At 68.5% G+C, this 19,294-nt stretch carries 15 protein-coding genes and 1 riboswitch; of the genes, 10 read left to right on the top strand and 5 right to left on the bottom strand.

All coding sequences use genetic code 11. The features are described 5' to 3' along the window. The first annotated feature begins 1 nt into the window (after position 1). Positions 2-1,489, top strand: a complete 1,488-nt coding sequence (locus Sa4125_RS00630) for a cobyric acid synthase (RefSeq protein WP_224002601.1) — start codon at positions 2-4, stop codon at positions 1,487-1,489. Here the strand turns inward: Sa4125_RS00630 and Sa4125_RS00625 are convergent. Continuing rightward, on the bottom strand, positions 1,486-2,334 hold the full coding sequence (locus tag Sa4125_RS00625) for an SDR family NAD(P)-dependent oxidoreductase (protein WP_224002599.1): 849 nt from the start codon (positions 2,332-2,334) through the stop codon (positions 1,486-1,488). The two genes, Sa4125_RS00630 and Sa4125_RS00625, sit on opposite strands and share 4 nt — an antisense overlap. A 163-nt stretch (positions 2,335-2,497) precedes the next feature. Then, positions 2,498-2,744: riboswitch (cobalamin riboswitch) on the top strand. A 31-nt stretch (positions 2,745-2,775) separates the two neighbouring features. On the opposite strand from Sa4125_RS00625, the gene Sa4125_RS00620 reads away from it, so the two are divergent. The 9 genes from Sa4125_RS00620 to Sa4125_RS00580 all read left to right on the top strand — a co-directional run bounded on the left by Sa4125_RS00620 (position 2,776) and on the right by Sa4125_RS00580 (position 14,436). Next, positions 2,776-2,955, top strand: a complete 180-nt coding sequence (locus Sa4125_RS00620) for a CbtB-domain containing protein (protein WP_224002597.1) — start codon at positions 2,776-2,778, stop codon at positions 2,953-2,955. 182 nt (positions 2,956-3,137) lie between these two features. Continuing rightward, entirely contained in the window at positions 3,138-3,920 is a 783-nt protein-coding gene (locus Sa4125_RS00615) for a CbtA family protein (protein WP_224002595.1), read from the top strand. Next, the gene (gene cobU, locus Sa4125_RS00610) at positions 3,917-4,453 is read left to right on the top strand and encodes a bifunctional adenosylcobinamide kinase/adenosylcobinamide-phosphate guanylyltransferase (protein ID WP_224002593.1); all 537 of its coding nucleotides are present in this window, start codon (positions 3,917-3,919) and stop codon (positions 4,451-4,453) included. The genes Sa4125_RS00615 and cobU overlap by 4 nt, the downstream gene beginning before the upstream one ends. A 2-nt stretch (positions 4,454-4,455) precedes the next feature. Next, a complete protein-coding gene (gene cobW, locus Sa4125_RS00605) occupies positions 4,456-5,535 on the top strand; it encodes a cobalamin biosynthesis protein CobW (RefSeq protein WP_224002591.1) in 1,080 nt (359 codons plus the stop codon). After that, positions 5,535-9,443: a cobaltochelatase subunit CobN gene (gene cobN, locus Sa4125_RS00600; protein ID WP_224002589.1), complete on the top strand. Its 3,909-nt coding sequence runs from the start codon at positions 5,535-5,537 to the stop codon at positions 9,441-9,443. Before cobW ends, cobN begins: the two co-directional genes overlap by 1 nt. Beyond that, the gene (gene cobO / locus Sa4125_RS00595) at positions 9,443-10,081 is read left to right on the top strand and encodes a cob(I)yrinic acid a,c-diamide adenosyltransferase (RefSeq protein WP_224002587.1); all 639 of its coding nucleotides are present in this window, start codon (positions 9,443-9,445) and stop codon (positions 10,079-10,081) included. Before cobN ends, cobO begins: the two co-directional genes overlap by 1 nt. A gap of 625 nt (positions 10,082-10,706) precedes the next feature. Further along, entirely contained in the window at positions 10,707-11,225 is a 519-nt protein-coding gene (locus tag Sa4125_RS00590; RefSeq protein WP_224002585.1) for a 2Fe-2S iron-sulfur cluster-binding protein, read from the top strand. Then, on the top strand, positions 11,222-12,205 hold the full coding sequence (locus Sa4125_RS00585; protein ID WP_224002583.1) for a xanthine dehydrogenase family protein subunit M: 984 nt from the start codon (positions 11,222-11,224) through the stop codon (positions 12,203-12,205). Before Sa4125_RS00590 ends, Sa4125_RS00585 begins: the two co-directional genes overlap by 4 nt. Further along, the gene (locus tag Sa4125_RS00580; protein WP_224002581.1) at positions 12,202-14,436 is read left to right on the top strand and encodes a xanthine dehydrogenase family protein molybdopterin-binding subunit; all 2,235 of its coding nucleotides are present in this window, start codon (positions 12,202-12,204) and stop codon (positions 14,434-14,436) included. The genes Sa4125_RS00585 and Sa4125_RS00580 overlap by 4 nt, the downstream gene beginning before the upstream one ends. 93 nt (positions 14,437-14,529) lie before the next feature. Here Sa4125_RS00580 and Sa4125_RS00575 read toward each other — a convergent pair whose 3' ends face one another. From Sa4125_RS00575 to Sa4125_RS00560, 4 genes are all read right to left on the bottom strand, one after another. Beyond that, positions 14,530-15,792, bottom strand: a complete 1,263-nt coding sequence (locus Sa4125_RS00575) for an FAD-dependent oxidoreductase (protein ID WP_224002573.1) — start codon at positions 15,790-15,792, stop codon at positions 14,530-14,532. A gap of 37 nt (positions 15,793-15,829) precedes the next feature. Further along, positions 15,830-15,985: a DUF3096 domain-containing protein gene (locus Sa4125_RS00570; RefSeq protein WP_224002571.1), complete on the bottom strand. Its 156-nt coding sequence runs from the start codon at positions 15,983-15,985 to the stop codon at positions 15,830-15,832. 22 nt (positions 15,986-16,007) lie between these two features. Further along, positions 16,008-16,787, bottom strand: a complete 780-nt coding sequence (locus Sa4125_RS00565; RefSeq protein WP_224002569.1) for a 3-hydroxybutyrate dehydrogenase — start codon at positions 16,785-16,787, stop codon at positions 16,008-16,010. A 206-nt stretch (positions 16,788-16,993) separates the two neighbouring features. Next, positions 16,994-19,213 carry a methyl-accepting chemotaxis protein gene (locus tag Sa4125_RS00560; RefSeq protein ID WP_224002567.1) on the bottom strand — a complete coding sequence of 740 codons (2,220 nt, stop codon included), beginning with the start codon at positions 19,211-19,213 and terminating at the stop codon, positions 16,994-16,996. Positions 19,214-19,294: the final 81 nt, after the last annotated feature.

Genomic DNA, 19,294 nt, shown 5'->3' with positions numbered 1-19,294 from the left:
GATGCCCGCCGCCATCATGCTCCAGGGCACGGGCTCGGACGTCGGCAAGACCGTGCTCGTCGCCGGCCTCTGCCGCCTGTTCACCCGGCGCGGCCTCAAGGTGCGGCCCTTCAAGCCGCAGAACATGTCGAACAACGCCGCCGTCGCGGCAATCCCCGGCAGCGATTCCATGGGTGAGATCGGCCGGGCGCAATGGCTGCAGGCGCTGGCCTGCGGCGTCGCGCCGACGGTTCACATGAACCCGGTCCTCCTGAAGCCGCAGTCGGAGACCGGCAGCCAGATTGTCGTCCAGGGCCGCGTTTTCGGCGAGGCCAAGGGGCGCGACTACCAGCGGCTGAAGCCGCAGCTCCTCGCCCGCGTGCTGGAGAGCTTTGCCCATGTCGGCGAGGGCGCCGACCTCGTCATCGTCGAGGGCGCGGGCTCGCCGGCCGAGATCAACCTCAGAGCCGGCGACATCGCCAATATGGGCTTTGCCACCGCCGCGAACGTTCCGGTGATCCTCGTCGGCGACATCGACCGCGGCGGCGTCATCGCCTCGCTGGTCGGCACCCACGCCGTCCTGTCGCCAGAGGACCGGGCGATGATCGCGGGCTTTGTCATCAACAAGTTCCGCGGCGACGTCTCGCTGTTCGACGAGGGGCTCGCCGCCGTGACGCGGTTCACCGGCTGGCCCTCGCTCGGCGTCATTCCCCATCTTGCCGCCGCCGCCCGGCTGCCGGCGGAAGATTCGGTCGCGCTGGAGCGCCTCGCACGGCCGCAAGCTGGTTCCCAGGAGCGCAGTGGTCGGCTCGTCGTGGCCGTGCCGGTGCTCGGCCGCATCGCCAATTTCGACGACCTCGATCCGCTCCGGGCCGAGCCCGGCCTCGACGTCGTCTTCGCCGGGCCGGGAGAGCGCCTGCCGGACGACGCCGCCCTCGTCGTGATCCCCGGCTCCAAGTCGACCATCGCCGATCTCGCAGGCTTTCGCGCCCATGGCTGGGACGCCGATCTCCAGCGCCACGTGGCGCGGGGCGGGCATGTCGTCGGCCTGTGCGGCGGCTACCAGATGCTCGGGCGCCGCGTCAGCGATCCGCTCGGTCTCGAAGGCGAGGCGCGCGAGGCCGAAGGTCTCGGCCTTCTCGACGTCGAGACCGTCATGGCGCCGGAAAAGGTGCTGCGCGCCGTCACCGCGACCACTCCGGACGGCGAGGCGCTCGAGGGCTACGAGATCCATCTCGGCGAGACCTTCGGGCCCGATTGCGCAAGGCCCGTCGTCCTCGTCGACGGCCTTGCCTCGGGCGCGACCAGCGCCGATGGAAGAGTGCTCGGCACCTATCTGCACGGTTTCTTCGGTGCCGACGCCTTTCGCCACAATTTTCTGGCGCGGCTCGGTCACCGGAGCGCGCTGCGCGACGACCGCGGGGAGATCGAGGCGGCGCTGGACCAGATTGCTGCGGATCTGGAGCGGGTGGTGGATGTGGAAAGGCTGCTGGCTATCGCCGCCCGCTAGCCCCTCGCCCACGCCTTGAACTTGTCCGCCCAGTCCGTGTGCCAGCGCGACAGCGGCGGGCGGTTTTCGGTGATGTCGCCGGCGGCCCAGGCGATGCGCTTTTCGTCCATGGCGCGCGTCACCTCGCCGTCCGGGCAGAGGATGTAGAAATCGCCGGCCTCGAGCTTCTCCAGCATGAAGTCGGCGGTCTGTTCCGGCGTCCAGGCGCCCGCGGGTTTTTCGGTGCGGTCGCCGGCGGTGAGGCCGGTGAAGACGAAGCCGGGAATGAGGAGATGGGCCGAGAGAAGGCCGCCATCCATGTTGCGGAACTCGTGCTGCAGCGCCTCCGTCAACACCTTCACCCCGGCCTTGGCGACGTTGTAGGCCGGATCGCCCGGCGGCGTCGTGATGCCCTGCTTGGAGCCGGTGTTGATGACCACGCCGCCCTCTCCGCGCGCGATCATCCGGGGCACGAAGACCTGGACGCCGTTGACGACGCCGCCGAGATTGACCTGAAGCACCGTGTCCCAGGCCTCGCGGGGGCCGAGAATGCCGCTGCCGGGCTGAATGCCGGCATTGTTCATCAGGACGTGGATCGTCCCCCAGCGCTCGAAGATCATGTCAGCGACGGCCTCCATGGCCGCCCGGTCGGCGACGTCGGCGGCCACCGCGATCACGCCGTCCTCCTGCGCCCCGGAGAGCGCCTTCAGCGTGGCGGCAGCGTCCGCCAGCTTTGCCTCGTCACGGTCGACGAGGCAGACCTTCAGCCCGAGTGCGACGAGGCGCGTGGCTGTGGCAAGGCCGATGCCGGCGGCGCCGCCGGTGATGAGGGCGGTGTTGCCGGGGACGAGAAGGGAATGCGTCATGGGGGCCTCCAGGAATCTTGCTCGTGACATAGACGCCGCCGCCGTGAAGTCGAACCTTTTCGCCCGGCAGAATCAAGGGCGACGGAAGGGGTCGGCGGCCTTCCGGTCGTGCGCCTGTCCGCCCGCATCGCCGGCATTTCGATTGACAGGACGCCGCACCCGTCTATCCTTCGCGGCGGATGGTCACGAGGTGCGCGCTGCGCCTCGGGCTAAGAGGGAATGCGAAGGACCGACCCAATCAGGGGATCCGTATCGCAGCCGACCCCGCGACTGTAGAGCGGCGAGGTCTTTCCACCTTTTGCCGGCGGCACGCCGGAAGGGAAACGCCACTGAGGCCCTGGGCCTTGGGAAGGCAGGAAAAGACCGATGACCCGTGAGCCAGGAGACCTGCCATCCCTTGAGAAAAGACTGCATTTCGCGGTCTTCACGGAGGTTGAGTCCATGCATACGTCTTCTGTCGTCGCGCCCGTCGCGATACCCGCCGCCACGCGTCTCGGTGCCGGCCTGTTCGCGCTGGTGCTCGGCGCCTTCTTCGTCTGGGGCGCTGGCTTTGCCAATGCGCAGACGCTGCACGATACCGCACACGACATGCGCCACGCCTTCGGATTTCCCTGCCACTGACGCCTTTCGACCGCTCGCCTCCGGGATCGGGCGGCGGAAGTGTCTGAAGCAACGGGCCTGACGGCAAGCCTCGCGGCGACCGTTCTGCCCTGGTGAAGTCAATCGCTCTCCCGCCGGCCCCATGCCGGTTGCCGCCGTTTGTCCCGATGCGACGCGGCGCGCGGAAGCCATGAAGGTGTCCCATGATCGTTCGCATGTTTCTGGCCGCACTGGCCGCCGGCCTTTTCGCCGGTCTTCTGATCACGCCGGTGCAATATGCCCGGGTCATTCCCCTCATCCTCCATGCCGAGACCTTCGAGGGGGGCGGCGCCCCGGCGCATGACCACGCAGCCAGCCTCAGTTTCACCACCCCGGCCGAGGCGGCGACGCTTTCCCCGGACGATGGTGCGACCGTGCGCCTCGTCCACACGCACGCAACCGCGGCGGGGGACGCCGGCGAAGGCGGGCCCCTCGTCGAAAGCCGGCTCCTCGGCACCGTCCTCGCCAACCTCGTGACCGGTGCAGGGTTCGCGCTGATCCTGGCCGCCGCCAGCCTCGTCCTCGACCGGCCGATCACGGCGGCGACCGGTGCACTCTGGGGACTCATCGGCTTTGCCGTCATCCACCTCGCCCCGGCGATCGGCCTTGCGCCGGAACTGCCGGCCATGCCCGTCGCCGATCTCGGTGCACGGCAGCTCTGGTGGATCGTCACCGCCGTCCTCGCCGCCTTCGCCGCCTATGCCTTGATCCTTCGCCGGGAGGCGTGGATGCAGGCGCTGGGCATCGCCGCGCTGGTGCTGCCGCATTTCGTCGGCGCGCCGCATCCGGCGGACCTCGCCAGCCCGGTTCCGCCGACGCTCGCGGCCGAATTCGCCGTGGCCTCGCTCGTCACGACGGCCGGTTTCTGGCTCCTCCTCGGCCAGTTCTCCGGCCATGCCTTCGACCGCATGCGGCGCACCAGCCTCGCCGATCCGCGCCCCGCATGATCGCCGGCACAACCCTTGCCGACGGCGTGACCCTCGTCCTCGGCGGGGCTCGTTCGGGCAAGAGCCGGTTCGCCGAAGGGCTGATCGAGGCCTCCGGCCGGCCGGCTTTCTATATCGCCACGGCCGAGGCGCATGACGGCGAGATGCGCCGGCGGATCGCGGAACACCGTGACCGCCGCCAAGACATCTGGACGACGGTCGACGCGCCGCTCGCGCTCGGCGCGGCGATCTCGCAGCACGCACGCGAAGGCGGTGCGATCCTCGTCGACTGCCTGACCCTCTGGGTCACCAATCTGATGCTGGCCGGGGCCGACATTCCTGCCGCGTCGGACGACCTTGCCACCCTTCTCGCCGGGCCCCTGCCCTGTCCGGTGGTTCTCGTTTCCAATGAAGTCGGCCTCGGCATCGTGCCGGACAATGCCATGGCGCGGGCGTTTCGCGACCATGCCGGCCGGCTGCACCAGTCCATCGCGGCCGTCGCCACGCGCGTCTCCTTCGTCGCTGCCGGCCTGCCACTGACCCTCAAGGGATAGACATGATCGCTTCCAAGATACCCGCCACCGTCATCACCGGCTTCCTCGGCGCCGGCAAGACGACGCTGATCCGCAACCTTCTCGAAAACGCCGGGGGGCGCCGCATCGCCCTCATCATCAACGAGTTCGGCGACCTCGGCGTCGACGGCGATCTCCTGAAGGGTTGCGGCATCGAGACCTGCAGCGAGGACGACGTCGTCGAGCTGACCAATGGCTGCATCTGCTGCACCGTCGCCGACGACTTTCTTCCCGCCATGGCCAAACTTCTCGCGCGGCCCGGAAAACTCGACCATATCGTCATCGAGACCTCGGGCTTGGCACTGCCGCAGCCGCTCGTCGCCGCGTTCAACTGGCCCGAGGTGAAGGCGCGCGTCACCGTCGACGGCGTCATCACCGTGATCGACGCGGCGGCGGTAGCCGCCGGGCGCTTTGCCGACGACGAGGCCGGAATCGCCGCGCAGCGCGCCGCCGACGAAAGCCTCGACCACGACAATCCGCTGGAAGAGCTGTTCGAGGACCAGATCCGCGCCGCCGACCTCGTCGTCCTCAACAAGTCCGACCTCGTCGACGCCCAGGCGATGGAGGCGGTGCGCGCCGCGGTGGCGGCGGCGGCGGGCGACCGGCCGGTGAAAGCGATCCTGGCCTCGGGCGGCAAGCTGCCCGCCGACGTGCTGCTCGGCCTCGGTTCGGCGACCGAGGATCACATCGCCGCGCGCCGCTCGCATCACGAGATCGAGCATGAAGGCGGCGAGATGCACGATCACGACGACTTCGAGAGCTTTGTCGCGGACGGCGGCGCCGTCGCCGATCCCCTGGCCTTCGCCGAAGCGCTGAAGACGCTGATCGGGCGGCACGACATCCTGCGCCTCAAGGGCTTTGCCGCGGTTCCGGGAAAGCCGATGCGGCTTGTCGTGCAGGCCGTCGGCGGACGCGTCGAGACCTATTTCGACCGCCCCTGGCGCGAGAGCGAGGCGCGGGCGACCCGCCTTGTCGTCATCGGCCTGCATGACGGCCTCGACGAGGTGGCAATCGCCCGCGAGATCGCCGCGCTGACGCTCAAGCCGGAGACGGCGGCGGCCTGATGCATCTTCTCGTCGCCCAGCGCGGGACGGTGGCGGAAGCCGGCGAAGCGATCGATCTCGGCCAGTCGCCGGGCGACATCGTCTTTCTCTCCTCGGCCGATACCGAGCTGGCGGCGCTGGCCGCGGCGAGAGGTCGGCAGGGCGCGGATGCCCCGACCTTGCGCCTCGCCAACGTGCTGCAACTCGCCCACCCGATGTCGGTCGATCTCTACGCGGAAAAGACGCTGGCCCGGGCGAAGCTCGTCGTCGTCCGCCTCCTCGGCGGCGCGGCCTATTGGACCTATGGGCTGGAGGCGCTGCTGGCGCTGGCACAGACCAAGGGGATCGAGATCTGCGCCCTGCCCGGCGATGACCGCCCGGATTCCAGTCTCGACCGCTTCTCGACGATCGCTGCGGAGGCGCGGGCGTTTCTCTGGCGCTGCCTCGTCGAAGGCGGCGCGGAAAATGCGGGAAAGTTTCTCGGCGGCTGCGCGGCGGCGATCGGCGCGGGGAACTGGCCGGCGGAGGCACAGCCGCTGCTGAAGGCGGGGATGTTGGATCGGTCGGGCTGCTCGGATGCGCACCCCCCTCCGCCCTGCCGGGCATCTCCTCCTCAAGGGGGGAGATCGAGGGGGACGAACGGCAGCGGCTGGCCGATCTCCCCCCTTGAGGGGGAGATGGCTGGCAAGCCAGAAGGGGGTATGGCCTCGCCCTTTCCCGAGGCTCACGCCCGCCCCCTCGCCGCCGTCGTCTTCTACCGCGCCCTCGTCCAGAGCGGCCAGACGGAACCTGTCGAGGCTCTGTGCGAGGCGCTGGAGAAGGCCGGGCTCGACGCCCTCCCCGTCTACGTCTCCAGCCTCAAGGATCCCGTCTCGATCGAGACCGTCCGGGCGGTCTTCGCGCGGCGGCAGCCGGCGGTGGTGATCAACCTCACCGGCTTTGCTGTCTCGTCCCCGACCGGCGCCCGCAAGCCGACGGTGCTGGAGGAGCACGGCGCCGTGGTGCTGCAGGCGATCCTGTCGAGCGGACGACGGGAGGCCTGGGAGATCTCGAGCCAGGGCTTGTCCGGGCGCGACCTCGCGATGCAGGTGGCGCTGCCGGAAGTCGACGGCCGGGTGCTGTCGCGCGCCATCGCCTTCAAGGCGGCGGGCGAGTGGGACGCGGCATGCGAAATCGACATCGTGGCGCACCGCGCCGTGCCGGACCGGGTCCGGTTCGTGGCGGACCTCGCCGCCGCCTGGGCCACGCTGCGGGCGACCCCCGCGCCGGAACGCCGCGTGGCGCTGCTGCTCGCCAACTATCCCAACCGCGACGGCCGCCTCGGCAACGGCGTCGGCCTGGACACCCCGGCCGGCACGATCGAGGTGATGCGCGCGATGCTTGCCGCCGGTTACCGCGTCGACGCCATTCCCGAGGACGGCAATGCGCTGATCGAGCACCTGATGGCCGGCCCGACGAATGCCGGCACGCGCGCCCGAAAAATCCGGGAGACGCTGTCGCTGACAGCCTACCGCGCCTTTTTCGCCGGCCTGCCCGCCGCAGTCCAGGCCGCCGTGACCGACCGCTGGGGCGCGCCCGAAGACGACCCCTTCGTCGACCCCGCTTATGGCTTCGCCTTGCCGGTCATGCGCTTCGGCCATCTCGTCGTCGGCGTGCAGCCGGCGCGCGGCTACAACATCGATCCGAAGGAGACCTACCACTCCCCCGACCTCGTGCCGCCGCACAACTATCTCGCACTCTACGCCTTCCTGCGCCGGGAGTTCGGCATGCAGGCGGTGATCCACATGGGCAAGCACGGCAACCTCGAATGGCTGCCGGGCAAGGCGCTGGCGCTGTCGGAGGAATGTTTTCCCGAGGCCGTACTTGGGCCGGTGCCGCATCTCTACCCCTTTATCGTCAACGATCCCGGCGAGGGCAGCCAGGCCAAGCGCCGGGCGAGCGCCGTCATCATCGATCATCTGACGCCGCCGCTGACACGCGCCGAGACCTACGGCCCCTTGCGCGATCTCGAAGCCCTCGTCGACGAATACTACCAGGCCGCCGGCAGCGACCCGCGCCGGGTGGCGCTGCTGACGCGTGAGATTCTCGACCTCATGGCCGATATCGGCCTCGACGCCGATGCCGGGATTTCGCCCGGCGAGGGAGACGACACGGCCCTGGAAAAGCTCGACGCCTATCTCTGCGACCTCAAGGAAATGCAGATCCGAGACGGGCTGCACGTCTTTGGCGTCGCGCCCGAGGGGCGGCTGCTGACCGATCTCGTCGTGGCGCTGGCGCGGCTGCCGCGCGGGATGGCGCCGCGCGACGCTTCGCTGCACCGGGCGCTCGCGGCGGATCTGGGGTTGGCGGGCAGGTCTTCGCTGGGCGGTGTTCGAGCTGCGAAGGCGTCACAGCCGGACATCCACCCCTTCGACCCCCTCGACTGCGACATGTCTTTGCCCTGGATCGGCCCGCGTCCACAGCTTCTCCACAGCCTGTCCTCGGATCCCTGGCGCAGTACCGGCGACACCGTCGAGCGGCTGGAGCTCCTCGCCACCGGGCTCGTTTCGGGGGCGATGCAGGGAGATATCCACTGGTTGTCCACAGCCCCGGTGCTGGCCGAGATCGACGCGCGGCTGCGGCCGTCGGTCGAAGCCTGCGGTGCGTCGGAACTGACTGGTCTCCTTGCTGGACTGGACGGCCGCTTCGTCGCGCCCGGTCCCTCCGGTGCGCCGACGCGCGGGCGGCCGGAAGTGCTGCCGACGGGGCGCAACTTCTTTTCCGTCGACACGCGCGCCGTGCCGACCCCGGCGGCCTGGACGCTCGGGCAGAAATCAGCCGAGCTTCTGGTGCTGCGCCACCTGCAGGATCATGGCGACTGGCCTGGCGCGATCGGCCTCACCGCCTGGGGCACCGCCAACATGCGCACCGGCGGCGACGACATCGCGCAGGCGCTCGCGCTGATCGGCGTCAGGCCCACCTGGGACGTCGCCCGCGTCACCGGCTTCGAGATCATGTCCACCGCCCTCCTCGGCCGTCCCCGGGTCGACGTCACCTTGCGCATTTCCGGCTTCTTCCGCGACGCCTTCCCCGACCAGATCGCGCTGTTCGACCGCGCCATCCGCGCCGTGGGGGCGCTCGACGAGGACGAAGACGACAATCCGATCGCGGCGCGGATGCGGTCGGAGGAAGCCGCTCTCCTTGCGGCTGGCACCAGCCCGGCGGACGCTTCACGGCGCGCTGGCTTTCGCATCTTCGGCTCGAAGCCCGGTGCCTACGGGGCCGGCCTGCAGGCGCTGATCGACGAAAAGGGCTGGGCCGAGCGCGCCGATCTCGCCGAGGCCTTTCTCGTCTGGGGCGCCTATGCCTATGGCGCCGATGTGGAAGGCGAGGCCGACCGGCCGGGCCTCGAAACCCGTCTGTCCGGCATCGAGGCCGTGGTGCAGAATCAGGACAACCGCGAGCACGATCTCCTCGACAGCGACGACTACTACCAGTTCGAGGGCGGCATGACGGCGGCGGCGGAGCATCTCTCGGGTGTGCGTCCCGCGGTCTACCACAACGACCATTCGCGCCCCGAGCGGCCGGTGATCCGCACCCTCGAGGAGGAGATCGGCCGGGTCGTCCGGGCCCGCGTCGTCAACCCGAAATGGATCGCCGGCGTCATGCGCCACGGCTACAAGGGCGGCTTCGAGATCGCCGCCACGGTCGACTATCTCTTCGCCTTCGCTGCCACCACCGGGGCGGTGCGCGACCATCATTTCGACGCGGTCTACCAGGCCTTCGTCGCCGATGCGGCGGTCAGCGCCTTCATGGCGGAAAACAATCCTGCCGCCTTCGGCGAGATGCAGGACAAGCTCGCCGAGGCGGTGACGCGCGGCCTGTGGTCGCCGCGCTCGAATTCGGCGAGAATCGCCCTCGACGTCGCTTTGGAAAGGACACCCGCCTGATGGCCGAAAAATCCGCCGCGCTGACCGGCCTCACCGAGGCCGAACTCGACGCCCGCCACGCCGACAAGATGAAGAAGAAGAAGGCCGCGCGCGACAAGATCCTGGCGACCAAGACCGAGGTCAAAGGCCTCGTCATCGTCCACACCGGCAAGGGCAAGGGCAAGTCGACCGCCGCCTTCGGCCTCGTCTTCCGGGCCCTCGGCAACGGCATGAAGGTCGGCGTCGTGCAGTTCGTGAAGGGCAAATGGGAGACCGGGGAGCGCAAGATCCTCGAGCATTTTCCCGACCAGGTCTCGATGTCGGCCATGGGGGACGGCTTCACCTGGGAGACGCAGGACCGTCAGCGCGACATCGCCGCCGCCAAGGCCGCCTGGGAACGCGCCACGGCGCTGATCCTCGACGAGGAGCACGATCTCGTCCTCCTCGACGAGCTCAACATCGTCCTGCGCTACGACTATCTCGACGTCGCCGACATCATCGCGGTCCTGAAGCAAAAGCCGGCGATGAAGCATGTCGTCATCACCGGTCGCAACGCCAAGGACGAGCTGATCGACTTCGCCGATCTCGTCACCGAGATGGAAGCCATCAAGCACCCGTTCCGCTCCGGCGTGAAGGCGCAGCGCGGGATCGAATTCTGAAGCGTCGCCGGCCGCGGCGCGGGGAAGGTGAGGTCGGGGCAACGGCACTGCGACCGACAGCAGCCTCGGCCTGGCTGTATCTTCAGAGCTTCGTCATCACGGGCTTGACCCGGAGCCCATTCCAAATCGCCTAACGCGATCGAGGGCGGTGGACCGTCCCGCCATGCACCGATTTGACCGCGACGGCGTCTCGGCATGGGTTCCCGGCCTGCGGCCGAGAAGGACGAGCCTTACGAGAATGCGGCGGTTTCAGGCGGCACCAACGGACGCGGGATGCCTCGCCAGATCATCGTCATCCTCCGGGCCTTGGCCCCGGGGATCCATGCCGAGGCGCCATTTTCGGCCAGATCGGTTCAGGACGACAGCATCGGTCCTCATCCTTCAACGGTTTGGAACGGATCCCGGGTTCAAGCCAGGGATGACGAAGCTGTTGTCTGGGTGCCCGTAAAGAGAGGGAGGCGGCGGAGACACTCGCCCCGGCAGCACCCCCGGGGTCGCGCCCCCCGGCGACCGCCACGCCACACGCCCCGCGTCATGCTTTGCAGACCCAGATGCGCTTTTCCGTTGAACCCTTCGTGCTGCACCTGCGTTCTCGCAATCTGGAACAGTTCAAAGGAGACCGGTCTTGCCGAGACTGACGATCAACGGAAAAGAACACGATCTCGATCTTGACGTGCGCACGTCGCTGCTGGACGCCCTGCGCGAGCATCTGGCGATGAACGGGACGAAGAAGGGCTGCGACCACGGCCAGTGCGGCGCCTGCACCGTTCTCGTCAACGGGCGCCGGGTGAATTCCTGCCTGACGCTGGCGGTGATGCACGAGGGCGACGAGATCACGACGATCGAGGGTCTCGGGGAGCCCGGCAACCTGCATCCGATGCAGCAGAGCTTTCTCGCCCATGACGGCTTCCAGTGCGGCTACTGCACGCCCGGACAGATCATGTCGGCGGTCGGCATGCTCGGCGAAGTCGGTGACAACTGGCCGAGCAACGTCACGGCGGACCTCGAGGGCGGCGCCGCCCTGTCGGATGCCGAGATTTCCGAGCGGATGAGCGGGAACATCTGCCGCTGCTCCGCCTATCCCAACATCGTCGACGCCATTCGCGAGGTCGGCCAGCAGAACACCACAAAGGACGCGGCATGAGATCCTTCGACTACGCCCGCGCCAGCGAGCCGCAGGCAGCGGCCGCGGCCGCCGCGATCGCCGGGACAAAGTTCATCGCCGGTGGCACCAACCTCCTCGACCTGATGAAGCTGCAGATCGAGACGCCGCAAAAGCTCGTCGACATCAGCCGGCTCGACCTTCGCGACATCACGCCGACCGAGACGGGCCTGCGCATCGGCGCCATGGTGACGAACAGCGATCTTGCCGCCGACGCCACCATCCGCCGCGACTATGCCGTGCTCAGCCGCGCGCTGCTCGCCGGTGCCAGCGGACAGCTGCGCAACAAGGCGACCACCGGCGGCAATTTTCTCCAGCGCACGCGCTGCGGCTATTTCTACGAGACGAACGCCGCCTGCAACAAGCGCGAGCCCGGCTCGGGCTGCGACGCCATCGGCGGCTTCAACCGCATCCACGCCATTCTGGGCGCCAGCGAGCACTGCATCGCGACGCACCCGTCCGACATGGCGGTGGCCATGCGCGCTCTCGGCGCCGAAGTCGAGACGGTGAAGGCCGACGGTTCCTCGCGCCGGCTTGGCCTTGCCGATCTCTACCGCCTGCCGGGCGATACGCCGGATGTCGAGACCAATCTCGAGGCGGGCGAGTTGATCGTCGCGGTGCATCTGCCGAAGCCGGCGGGCGGCAGGCATGTCTACCGCAAGGTCCGCGACCGCGCGTCCTACGCTTTCGCGCTGATTTCCGTCGCCGCCGTGGTGACGATGCAGGACGGCAGGATCGCCGCGGCAAACCTTGCCTTCGGCGGCGTCGCGCACATGCCGTGGCGCGACCCGGCGGTCGAGAACCTCCTGATCGGCCAGGCGCCGTCCGACGCGCTTTTCGCGCGGGCCGCCGACACGCTGCTCGCGGACGCCCGCGGTCAGGGCCAGAACGATTTCAAGATCGAGCTGATGCGCCGCACTTTGCCGGCGGTTCTTGCCGAAGCGACGGGAGCACAGGCATGAGATCCGAACACACCATCCAGATGGACACGCCGATCGGCGAGACCCGGCTCGACCGCAACGTCCAGGCGGTCATCGGCAAGGGCGTCGACCGCATGGAGGGGCCGCTGAAGGTCTCCGGCCGCGCGACCTATGCCTACGAGAACCTGCACGGCAAGGACGTGGCCTATGGCTATGTCGTGACGTCGGGCATCGGCGCAGGCAAGATCTCCCGCATCGAGACGATGAAGGCGCTCGGGATGGCCGGGGTCCTGACGGTCATCACCGACGACACCGGCCCGCGCGCCGCCGCCGATCCCGGCGACAAGAAGCCGGCCTCGATCAAGGGCGAGGTCACCCATTTCGGCCAGCCGATCGCGCTGGTCGTCGCCGAAAGCTACGAGATCGCCCGCGCTGCGGCGAAGCTCGTCGAGGTCGAATACGCGCCGACGGAAGGCGTCTATTCGCTGGAGAGCGACAAGGCGACGCCCTACGATCCGGGCGAGGGCACGATGCCCTCGATCGTCAAGAAGGGCGACTTCGCCGGGGCGTTCGCGAAGGCGCCGGTCAAGCTCGATTTGACCTATACGACGCCGAGCCAGAGCCATTCGGCGATGGAGCCGCACGCCGCGGTCGCGGTCTGGGACGGCGACGACCTGACGCTCTATGGCTGCTATCAGCTGGTGCAGACGAATGTCGGCCAGCTCGCCGCCGCCCTCGGCATCGACAAGGCCCGCATCCGCATGCTGAATCCCTATATCGGCGGCGGTTTCGGCGGCAAGCTCGGCATCGGCCCGGAGGCCGTCTACGCCGCGCTCGGCGCGAAGGAAACCGGCCGCGCCGTGAAGATCGCCCTGACCCGCCAGCAGGTCTACCAGGCGACGTCGCGGCGCACCGACACCATCCAGCGCATCCAGATCGGCGCCGACGAGAACGGCGTCATCTCCGCCATCGCGCACGACACCCTCGGCGGCAACACCCCGGGCGACAAGGTGTTCGAACCGGCCGGCATTTCCACGGTCTTCCTCTATGGCGGCGAAAACCGGCTGATCACCCACCGCATCGCGGACGTCAACATCGTCCTGTCCTCGTCGATGCGGGCACCGGGCGAGGCGGTCGGCATGCTGGCGCTGGAGAACGCCATGGACGAGCTTGCGGAGAAGCTCGACATCGATCCGATCGAGCTGCGCAAGCGCAACGAACCCCAGATCGATCCCCAGGAAGGACTGCCCTTCTCCTCGCGCATGCTGGTCGAATGCATGGACGAGGGCGCCCGCCGTTTCGCCTGGGCCGACCGCTCGAGCGTGCCGGGATCGCGCCGCGAGGGCGAATGGCTGATCGGCATGGGCATGTCGGCGGCGTCGCGCAAGAACCTCCTGCAGAAGGCTTCCGCCCGCGTCACGCTGGCCGCCGACGGCAGCGCGCTCGTCGAAACGGACATGACCGATATCGGCACTGGCACCTATACGATCCTGCAGCAGATCGCCGCGGAAATGCTCGGCCTGCCGCTGGCCAGGGTCAGCGTCAGGCTCGGCGACTCCAGCCTTCCGCCGGCGCCGGGTTCGGGTGGCTCCTGGGGTGCCAGTTCTTCGGGCTCCTCGGTCTACGCCGCCTGCGAGGGCATCATCGGCACGCTCGCCGAGAAAATGGGCGTCCAGGCCCAGCATTTGACGCTGAAGGACGGTACCGCCATCGGCGACAATCGTCAGACGTCGCTGGTCGACCTCCTCGCGGGGGAGCCGATCGAGGTGATCGGCAACTTCAAGCCGGGCAAGGCCTTCGAGGAGACGCACCAGGCAAGCTACGGGGCACATTTCTGCGAGGTCGCGGTCAATGCGGTGACGGGCGAGACCCGCATCAGGCGCCTGCTGACGGTCGCGGCGGCGGGCCGCATCCTCAACGAGAAGACGGCGATGTCACAGTGCTATGGTGGCCAGATCTTCGGCATCGGCTCGGCTCTGACCGAGGAATTGGTGATCGACCCGAGGAGCGGCCTCATCGTCAACCATGACCTGGCGGAGTACCACGTACCGGTGAATGCCGACGTGCCGCAGCTCGAAGTCGTCTTCCTGCCGGAGCGCGATCTCGCGGCGAGCCCGCTCGCCTCCAAGGGCATCGGCGAGCTCGCCTTGTCGGGCGTCGGCGCGGCGATCAGCAATGCCATCTACAACGCCACCGGCGTGCGCCTGCGCGACTATCCGATGACGCTGGACAAGGTCCTGGCCGGCTGGGCGGAGAAGAAGCAGGCCGCCTGAGTGCTGGCCATCTAAGCTGATCGCCAGAAAGGGCGGTGGGGACATCCCGCCGCCCTTTTTCGTGCGATGCGGCCGGCCGTGTCGCGGCCGAGCTCAGCCGTGCAGCTTCAGGGCCGGGCCCCTGGTCGGCGAGATCACGTCGGCAAGGATGGCGACGGAGCCACGCAGCGGCCCCAGCACCTGCCATTGATGACGACGCTGCAAGGCGTGATAGGCGGCCTTGGCGAACTGGCCGTCGACGAAGAAATCATTGCGGTGGAAGCCGACGAGCCCGACGGTCCCGGCTCCGCCGAGCGAGACGAGCTTGCCCTTGTCCTTGAAGCGAAAAGGCTTTGCGGCGACGGGGTCGGCGAGACTGGAGGCGAGATAGGCCGCCTGCTGGCTGGCGATCTGGGCGGTGGGCGGCAGCGGTTGCGCCGCGCCATCCGGCGTCAGGCTGGCGGCATCGCCAAGGGCATAGACCGCCGGGTCGACCGTACTGCGCAGGAAGGCGTCGACGACGATGCGCCCTTTGCGATCCATCTCGAAATCGGCGAGCATCGACAGCACGGGGAGGCCGACAAGCCCCGCTGCCCAGACCGTCAGGTCGGCGGGCCAATGCCCGCCCGATGCCGCCCGCACGGCGCCCGGCTCGACAGCGGTGATCCTGGCGCTGGTGACCACGGTGACGCCGAGCTCGGCGAGCCGCTGCACGACGCCGGCGCGCAACTCGGCATCGGCCCCCGGCATCACCTCCGGGGCCGCCTCCAAAAGGGTGAGATCGAGAAGCCGCGGCTGCTCGGTCGTCTCCGGCCGGTCGAAGAACGCCGTCTCGGCAAGACGCAGATGCGCGGCGAGTTCCGTGCCTGTGGCGCCGGAGCCGACGATCACGACGCGGGCCGGAACGCGCGTCTGCCGGGCATTGATCAGGAGGGCGACGAAACGGTCGCGAAAAGCGTCGGCGTCGAGCTTGGCATCGAGGCGGATGGCATGCTCGCGCACGCCCGGAATGCCGAAGTCGGCCGTGATGCCGCCGAGGGCGACGACGCATCGGTCATAGCCGATCCGCCGCTCGGAGCCGACCGTGCCGGGAAGGTCGGGCGCCGCCAGGCGCACCTCGCTTGCGGCCCGGTCGATGCCGACGACACTTCCCTGCTCGAAGCGGAAGCCGCGCATTTGCGCCAGCATGTAGAAGCTGATTTCCGAGAGCGTCGATGTGACGGTGCCCGCGGCGAATTCGTGCAGCCGCGGTTTCCAGATATGGGCGCCGACCCGGTCGACGAGGGTGACGTCGAGTTCCGGCCGGCTCGACAGCGCGCTGGCGAGTTCGAGCCCGCCGGCCCCGCCGCCGAGAATGACGATCCGGGTCGCCGCCATGGTCTGCCCTCCAAACGCGCTCCGATCTCGGTCTGTCCTAGCCGATCGTGTTCAGGAAGTCCGATCCCATCAGGCCGGTGATGCCGATGAAGATGAGGTAGATCGCGACGACGATATTGAGAAGCCGTGGCATCACCAGGATCAGAATGCCGGCGATCAGGGCCACGATCGGCTGGATGGTAATGATTTCCATGGAAGAACTCCTGAGGGGCGGGTTACGCCATATGCCAGCCGTGGCTGACGAGGATCGACTGTCCGGTGAGGGCATTGGAGCCGAAGCCGGCGAGGAACACCGCCACGTCGGCGACGTCCTTGATGGTGGTGAACTCCTGGTCGACGGTATCGCCCAGCATGATCCGGGAGACGACCTCGTCCTCGGAAATGCCAAGGCTCCTGGCTTGTTCCGGGATCTGCTTCTCGACCAGCGGCGTCTTGACGAAACCGGGACAGATCAGATTGGAGCGCACGCCGTGCCGGGCGCCCTCCTTGGCCATCACGCGACCGAGCCCGAGCAGCGCATGCTTGGCCGCGACATAGGCGCTCTTCAGCGGCGAGGCCTCGTGGCTGTGGGCCGAGCCCATGTAGATCAGCGCGCCGGATTTCTGCGGGTACATGTACCGGACGCAGGCCTTGGTCAGGAGAAAGCCGCCACCGACATGGATGTCCATGACCTTGCGGAAATCGGCATAGGGGAATTTTTCGATCGGATGGACGATCTGGATCCCGGCGTTCGAGATCATCGTGTCGATCCGCCCGAAACGGGCGAAGGCCTTGTCGACGCCGGCATCGACCGCCGCCTCGTCGGTGACATCCATGGCGATGGCCATCGCCGCGCCGCCCGCCGCCTCGATCTCGGCCACAGTGGCGTTCGCGCCGTCCATGTTGATGTCGCAGACCGCGACCTTGGCGCCCTCGCGGCAGAAGGCCAGCGCGATCTCGCGGCCGATGCCGGAGCCGGCGCCGGTGATGACGGCGACATTGTCCTGTAGTTTCATGGCGTGTGTCCCGAAGTCCTGGAAATCATGGCAGCGCCGGATGGCGCGGGGCGCTGCGCACTATCGTTCGGGAAGGCGGTCGGCGGCAAGCCGCCGGTCTGGCGGGAAGGACCTGGCGGGATTGGCAGGCGGGATCGGGCAAGCCTGAAGGATCGGTGGGACGGCCGGCGTGTCGGCCGGCCGTCCCTTTGCGAGCAACGAGGAGATCAGAACTCCTCCCAGCCCTCGGCCGCCGGGGCGGCGCCGCCTTGGCCGGTGGTGCGCATCTGCGTCACCGGACGGGCGGACGGGCGGGCGGCGGCCGGCCGGGACGGCTGGCTGCGCGCCGGGGCGGCCTTGCCGCCGTGGCCGGTCCGGGTGGTGAAGCGCTCGACCATGGCGGCGAGCTCGTCGGTCTCGTCCGACAGCGTCTGCGCCGCGGCCGTCGCCTCCTCGACCATTGCGGCGTTCTGCTGCGTGACCTTGTCCATCTGGTCGGCCGCGCCCGAGACCTCGCGCAGCGAGATCGCCTGTTCCTTGGCGCTGCGGGCGATCTCGGCGACCACCGCCGACATCTCCGCGACCTGCGTGACGATGGCATCCAGCGACTTGCCCGACGCCGTCACCAGCTCGACGCCCTCGCCGACCTGTTTCGACGAGGTCGAGATCAGCGCCTTGATCTCCTTGGCCGCTTCCGCCGAGCGCTGGGCGAGCCCGCGCACTTCCTGCGCGACGACGGCAAAGCCGCGGCCCGCCTCGCCCGCCCGCGCCGCCTCGACGCCGGCGTTGAGGGCCAGAAGGTTGGTCTGGAAGGCGATCTCGTCGATGACGCCGATGATCTTGCCGATTTCCTCCGAGGAATGCTCGATCTGGCTCATCGCCGCGACCGCCTTGGCGACGATCTCGCCGCCCTTCTCGGCATTCTTCTGCGCCGCCGTCGCGCCGACCTGGGCCTGGGCTGCGCCCTCCGCCGTCTGGTTGACGCCCGTCGTCACTTCCGACAGCGCCGCGACCGTCTCCTCGAGGCTCGCCGCCTGCTGCTCGGTGCGCTGGGCGAGGTCGTTGGAGGCGACGGAGATTTCGGCAAGACCGGTGCGCAGCGTCGCCACGCCCCCGGCGACGCCGCCGATGGCGGCTTCCAGCTCGGCGACGCTGGCATTGAACTTCTCCCGGATCGGCTCGAACTCCGGCGCCACGGCCTGATCCATGCGCACCGTCAGATCGCCCGCCGACAGAGCGTCGAAGCTGTTCTCGACCGCGTGCACGAAGGTGCGCAGGTCCTCTTCCTTGGACTGATCGATGGCCGACTGCCGCTCGCGCTGGCTCGCCTGCGCCGCCCGCGCCGATGCAGCTTCCGCTTCCAGGCGCTTGTTCTCGAGCGCCGCGGTCTTGAACACCTGAACGGCCCGGGCCATCGCCCCGATCTCGTCCGGCCGGTCCTGGCCGACGACCTCGACGGTCAGCGACCCCGCCGCCAGGCTTCCCATGGTCTTGGTGAGGCGCTGGATCAGGCCCCCGAGCGAGCGGGCGAAGAGCAGGAAGCCGACGAGCGAGATGAGGCAAACGGCGATCATGCCGATGATCGCTTCCAGTCGGGCCGCCTGCTGCTCCTCGACCAGCGCGGTGATGTCCGAGGCCAGCTCCATGACGCCGACCTTGGTGCCGGAGAAGTCGGCGAACGGCAGGGCGGTGACGGCATAGGTTCCCGTCGCGGTGGTGACGGTGTGCTGGATCACCGTGCCCTCGAGGGTCGCCTTCAGCTCTTCGGGCGTCAGCAGCGGCTTGTCCGCAAAGGTGGAGGCCTGGCTGACCAGGCCCTCGGCTCCGTTGATGTAGACGGCGACATCGGCCTGAACCTCGTCGGCGAGGCGGGCGAAGTAATCATTGGTGAGCTTGGTGCCGATATCGACGGCACCGACGGCGACGCCGTTCTGCATCACCGGGGCGGAAGCGAACATGCTGACCGCGGTGCGACCGGGCTCGGTGCCGGCCATCAGCTTTCCCTCGGCGATCGCCTTGACCACCATCTTGCGGCGTCCGGTCATGTTGTCGCCGAACTTGTCGGGCTCGTGGATGCGGGCGACGACCTCCGCCTTGGCGTCGACGAAGGTGATCAGCTGCAGCGCGCCGTTGGCGACGATCGCCGGGTAGGCGTCGGCGTAGCGCCGGATGATGTCCTCGCGGGCGTATGACTGAATGAGATAGCCGGTTTCGGGTTCGCCGGCGAGGGCAAGAGCGAGGGCCGAGGCGACACGCTTCTGCGCGTCCATGTCGGCCTGGATATGGGCCATGTCGTCGGTCAGTTCGGAGGCGATGAACTGGCTGCTCATGATCGACTGGCGATACCAGGCGAGGCCTCCGATCGCGGCACTGGCGAACAGCACCGCGGCAAAGCCATAGGCGGTGATCCGGATCCATAGGGGTCGCTTGATTGGCGCGTCGCTCATCAGTATCTCGCTTTCGGTCGCCTGTTTCAGGACTTTCGGCAGGCCTTGTCGTCGAATGGGTGACGGTGCCAAGGCGCCGCC

Source organism: Aureimonas sp. SA4125 (assembly GCF_019973775.1).
Lineage (GTDB): Bacteria > Pseudomonadota > Alphaproteobacteria > Rhizobiales > Rhizobiaceae > Plantimonas.
Note: the sequence above shows the minus strand (reverse complement) of the source record. Positions and strands in the feature narration are given on the sequence as shown.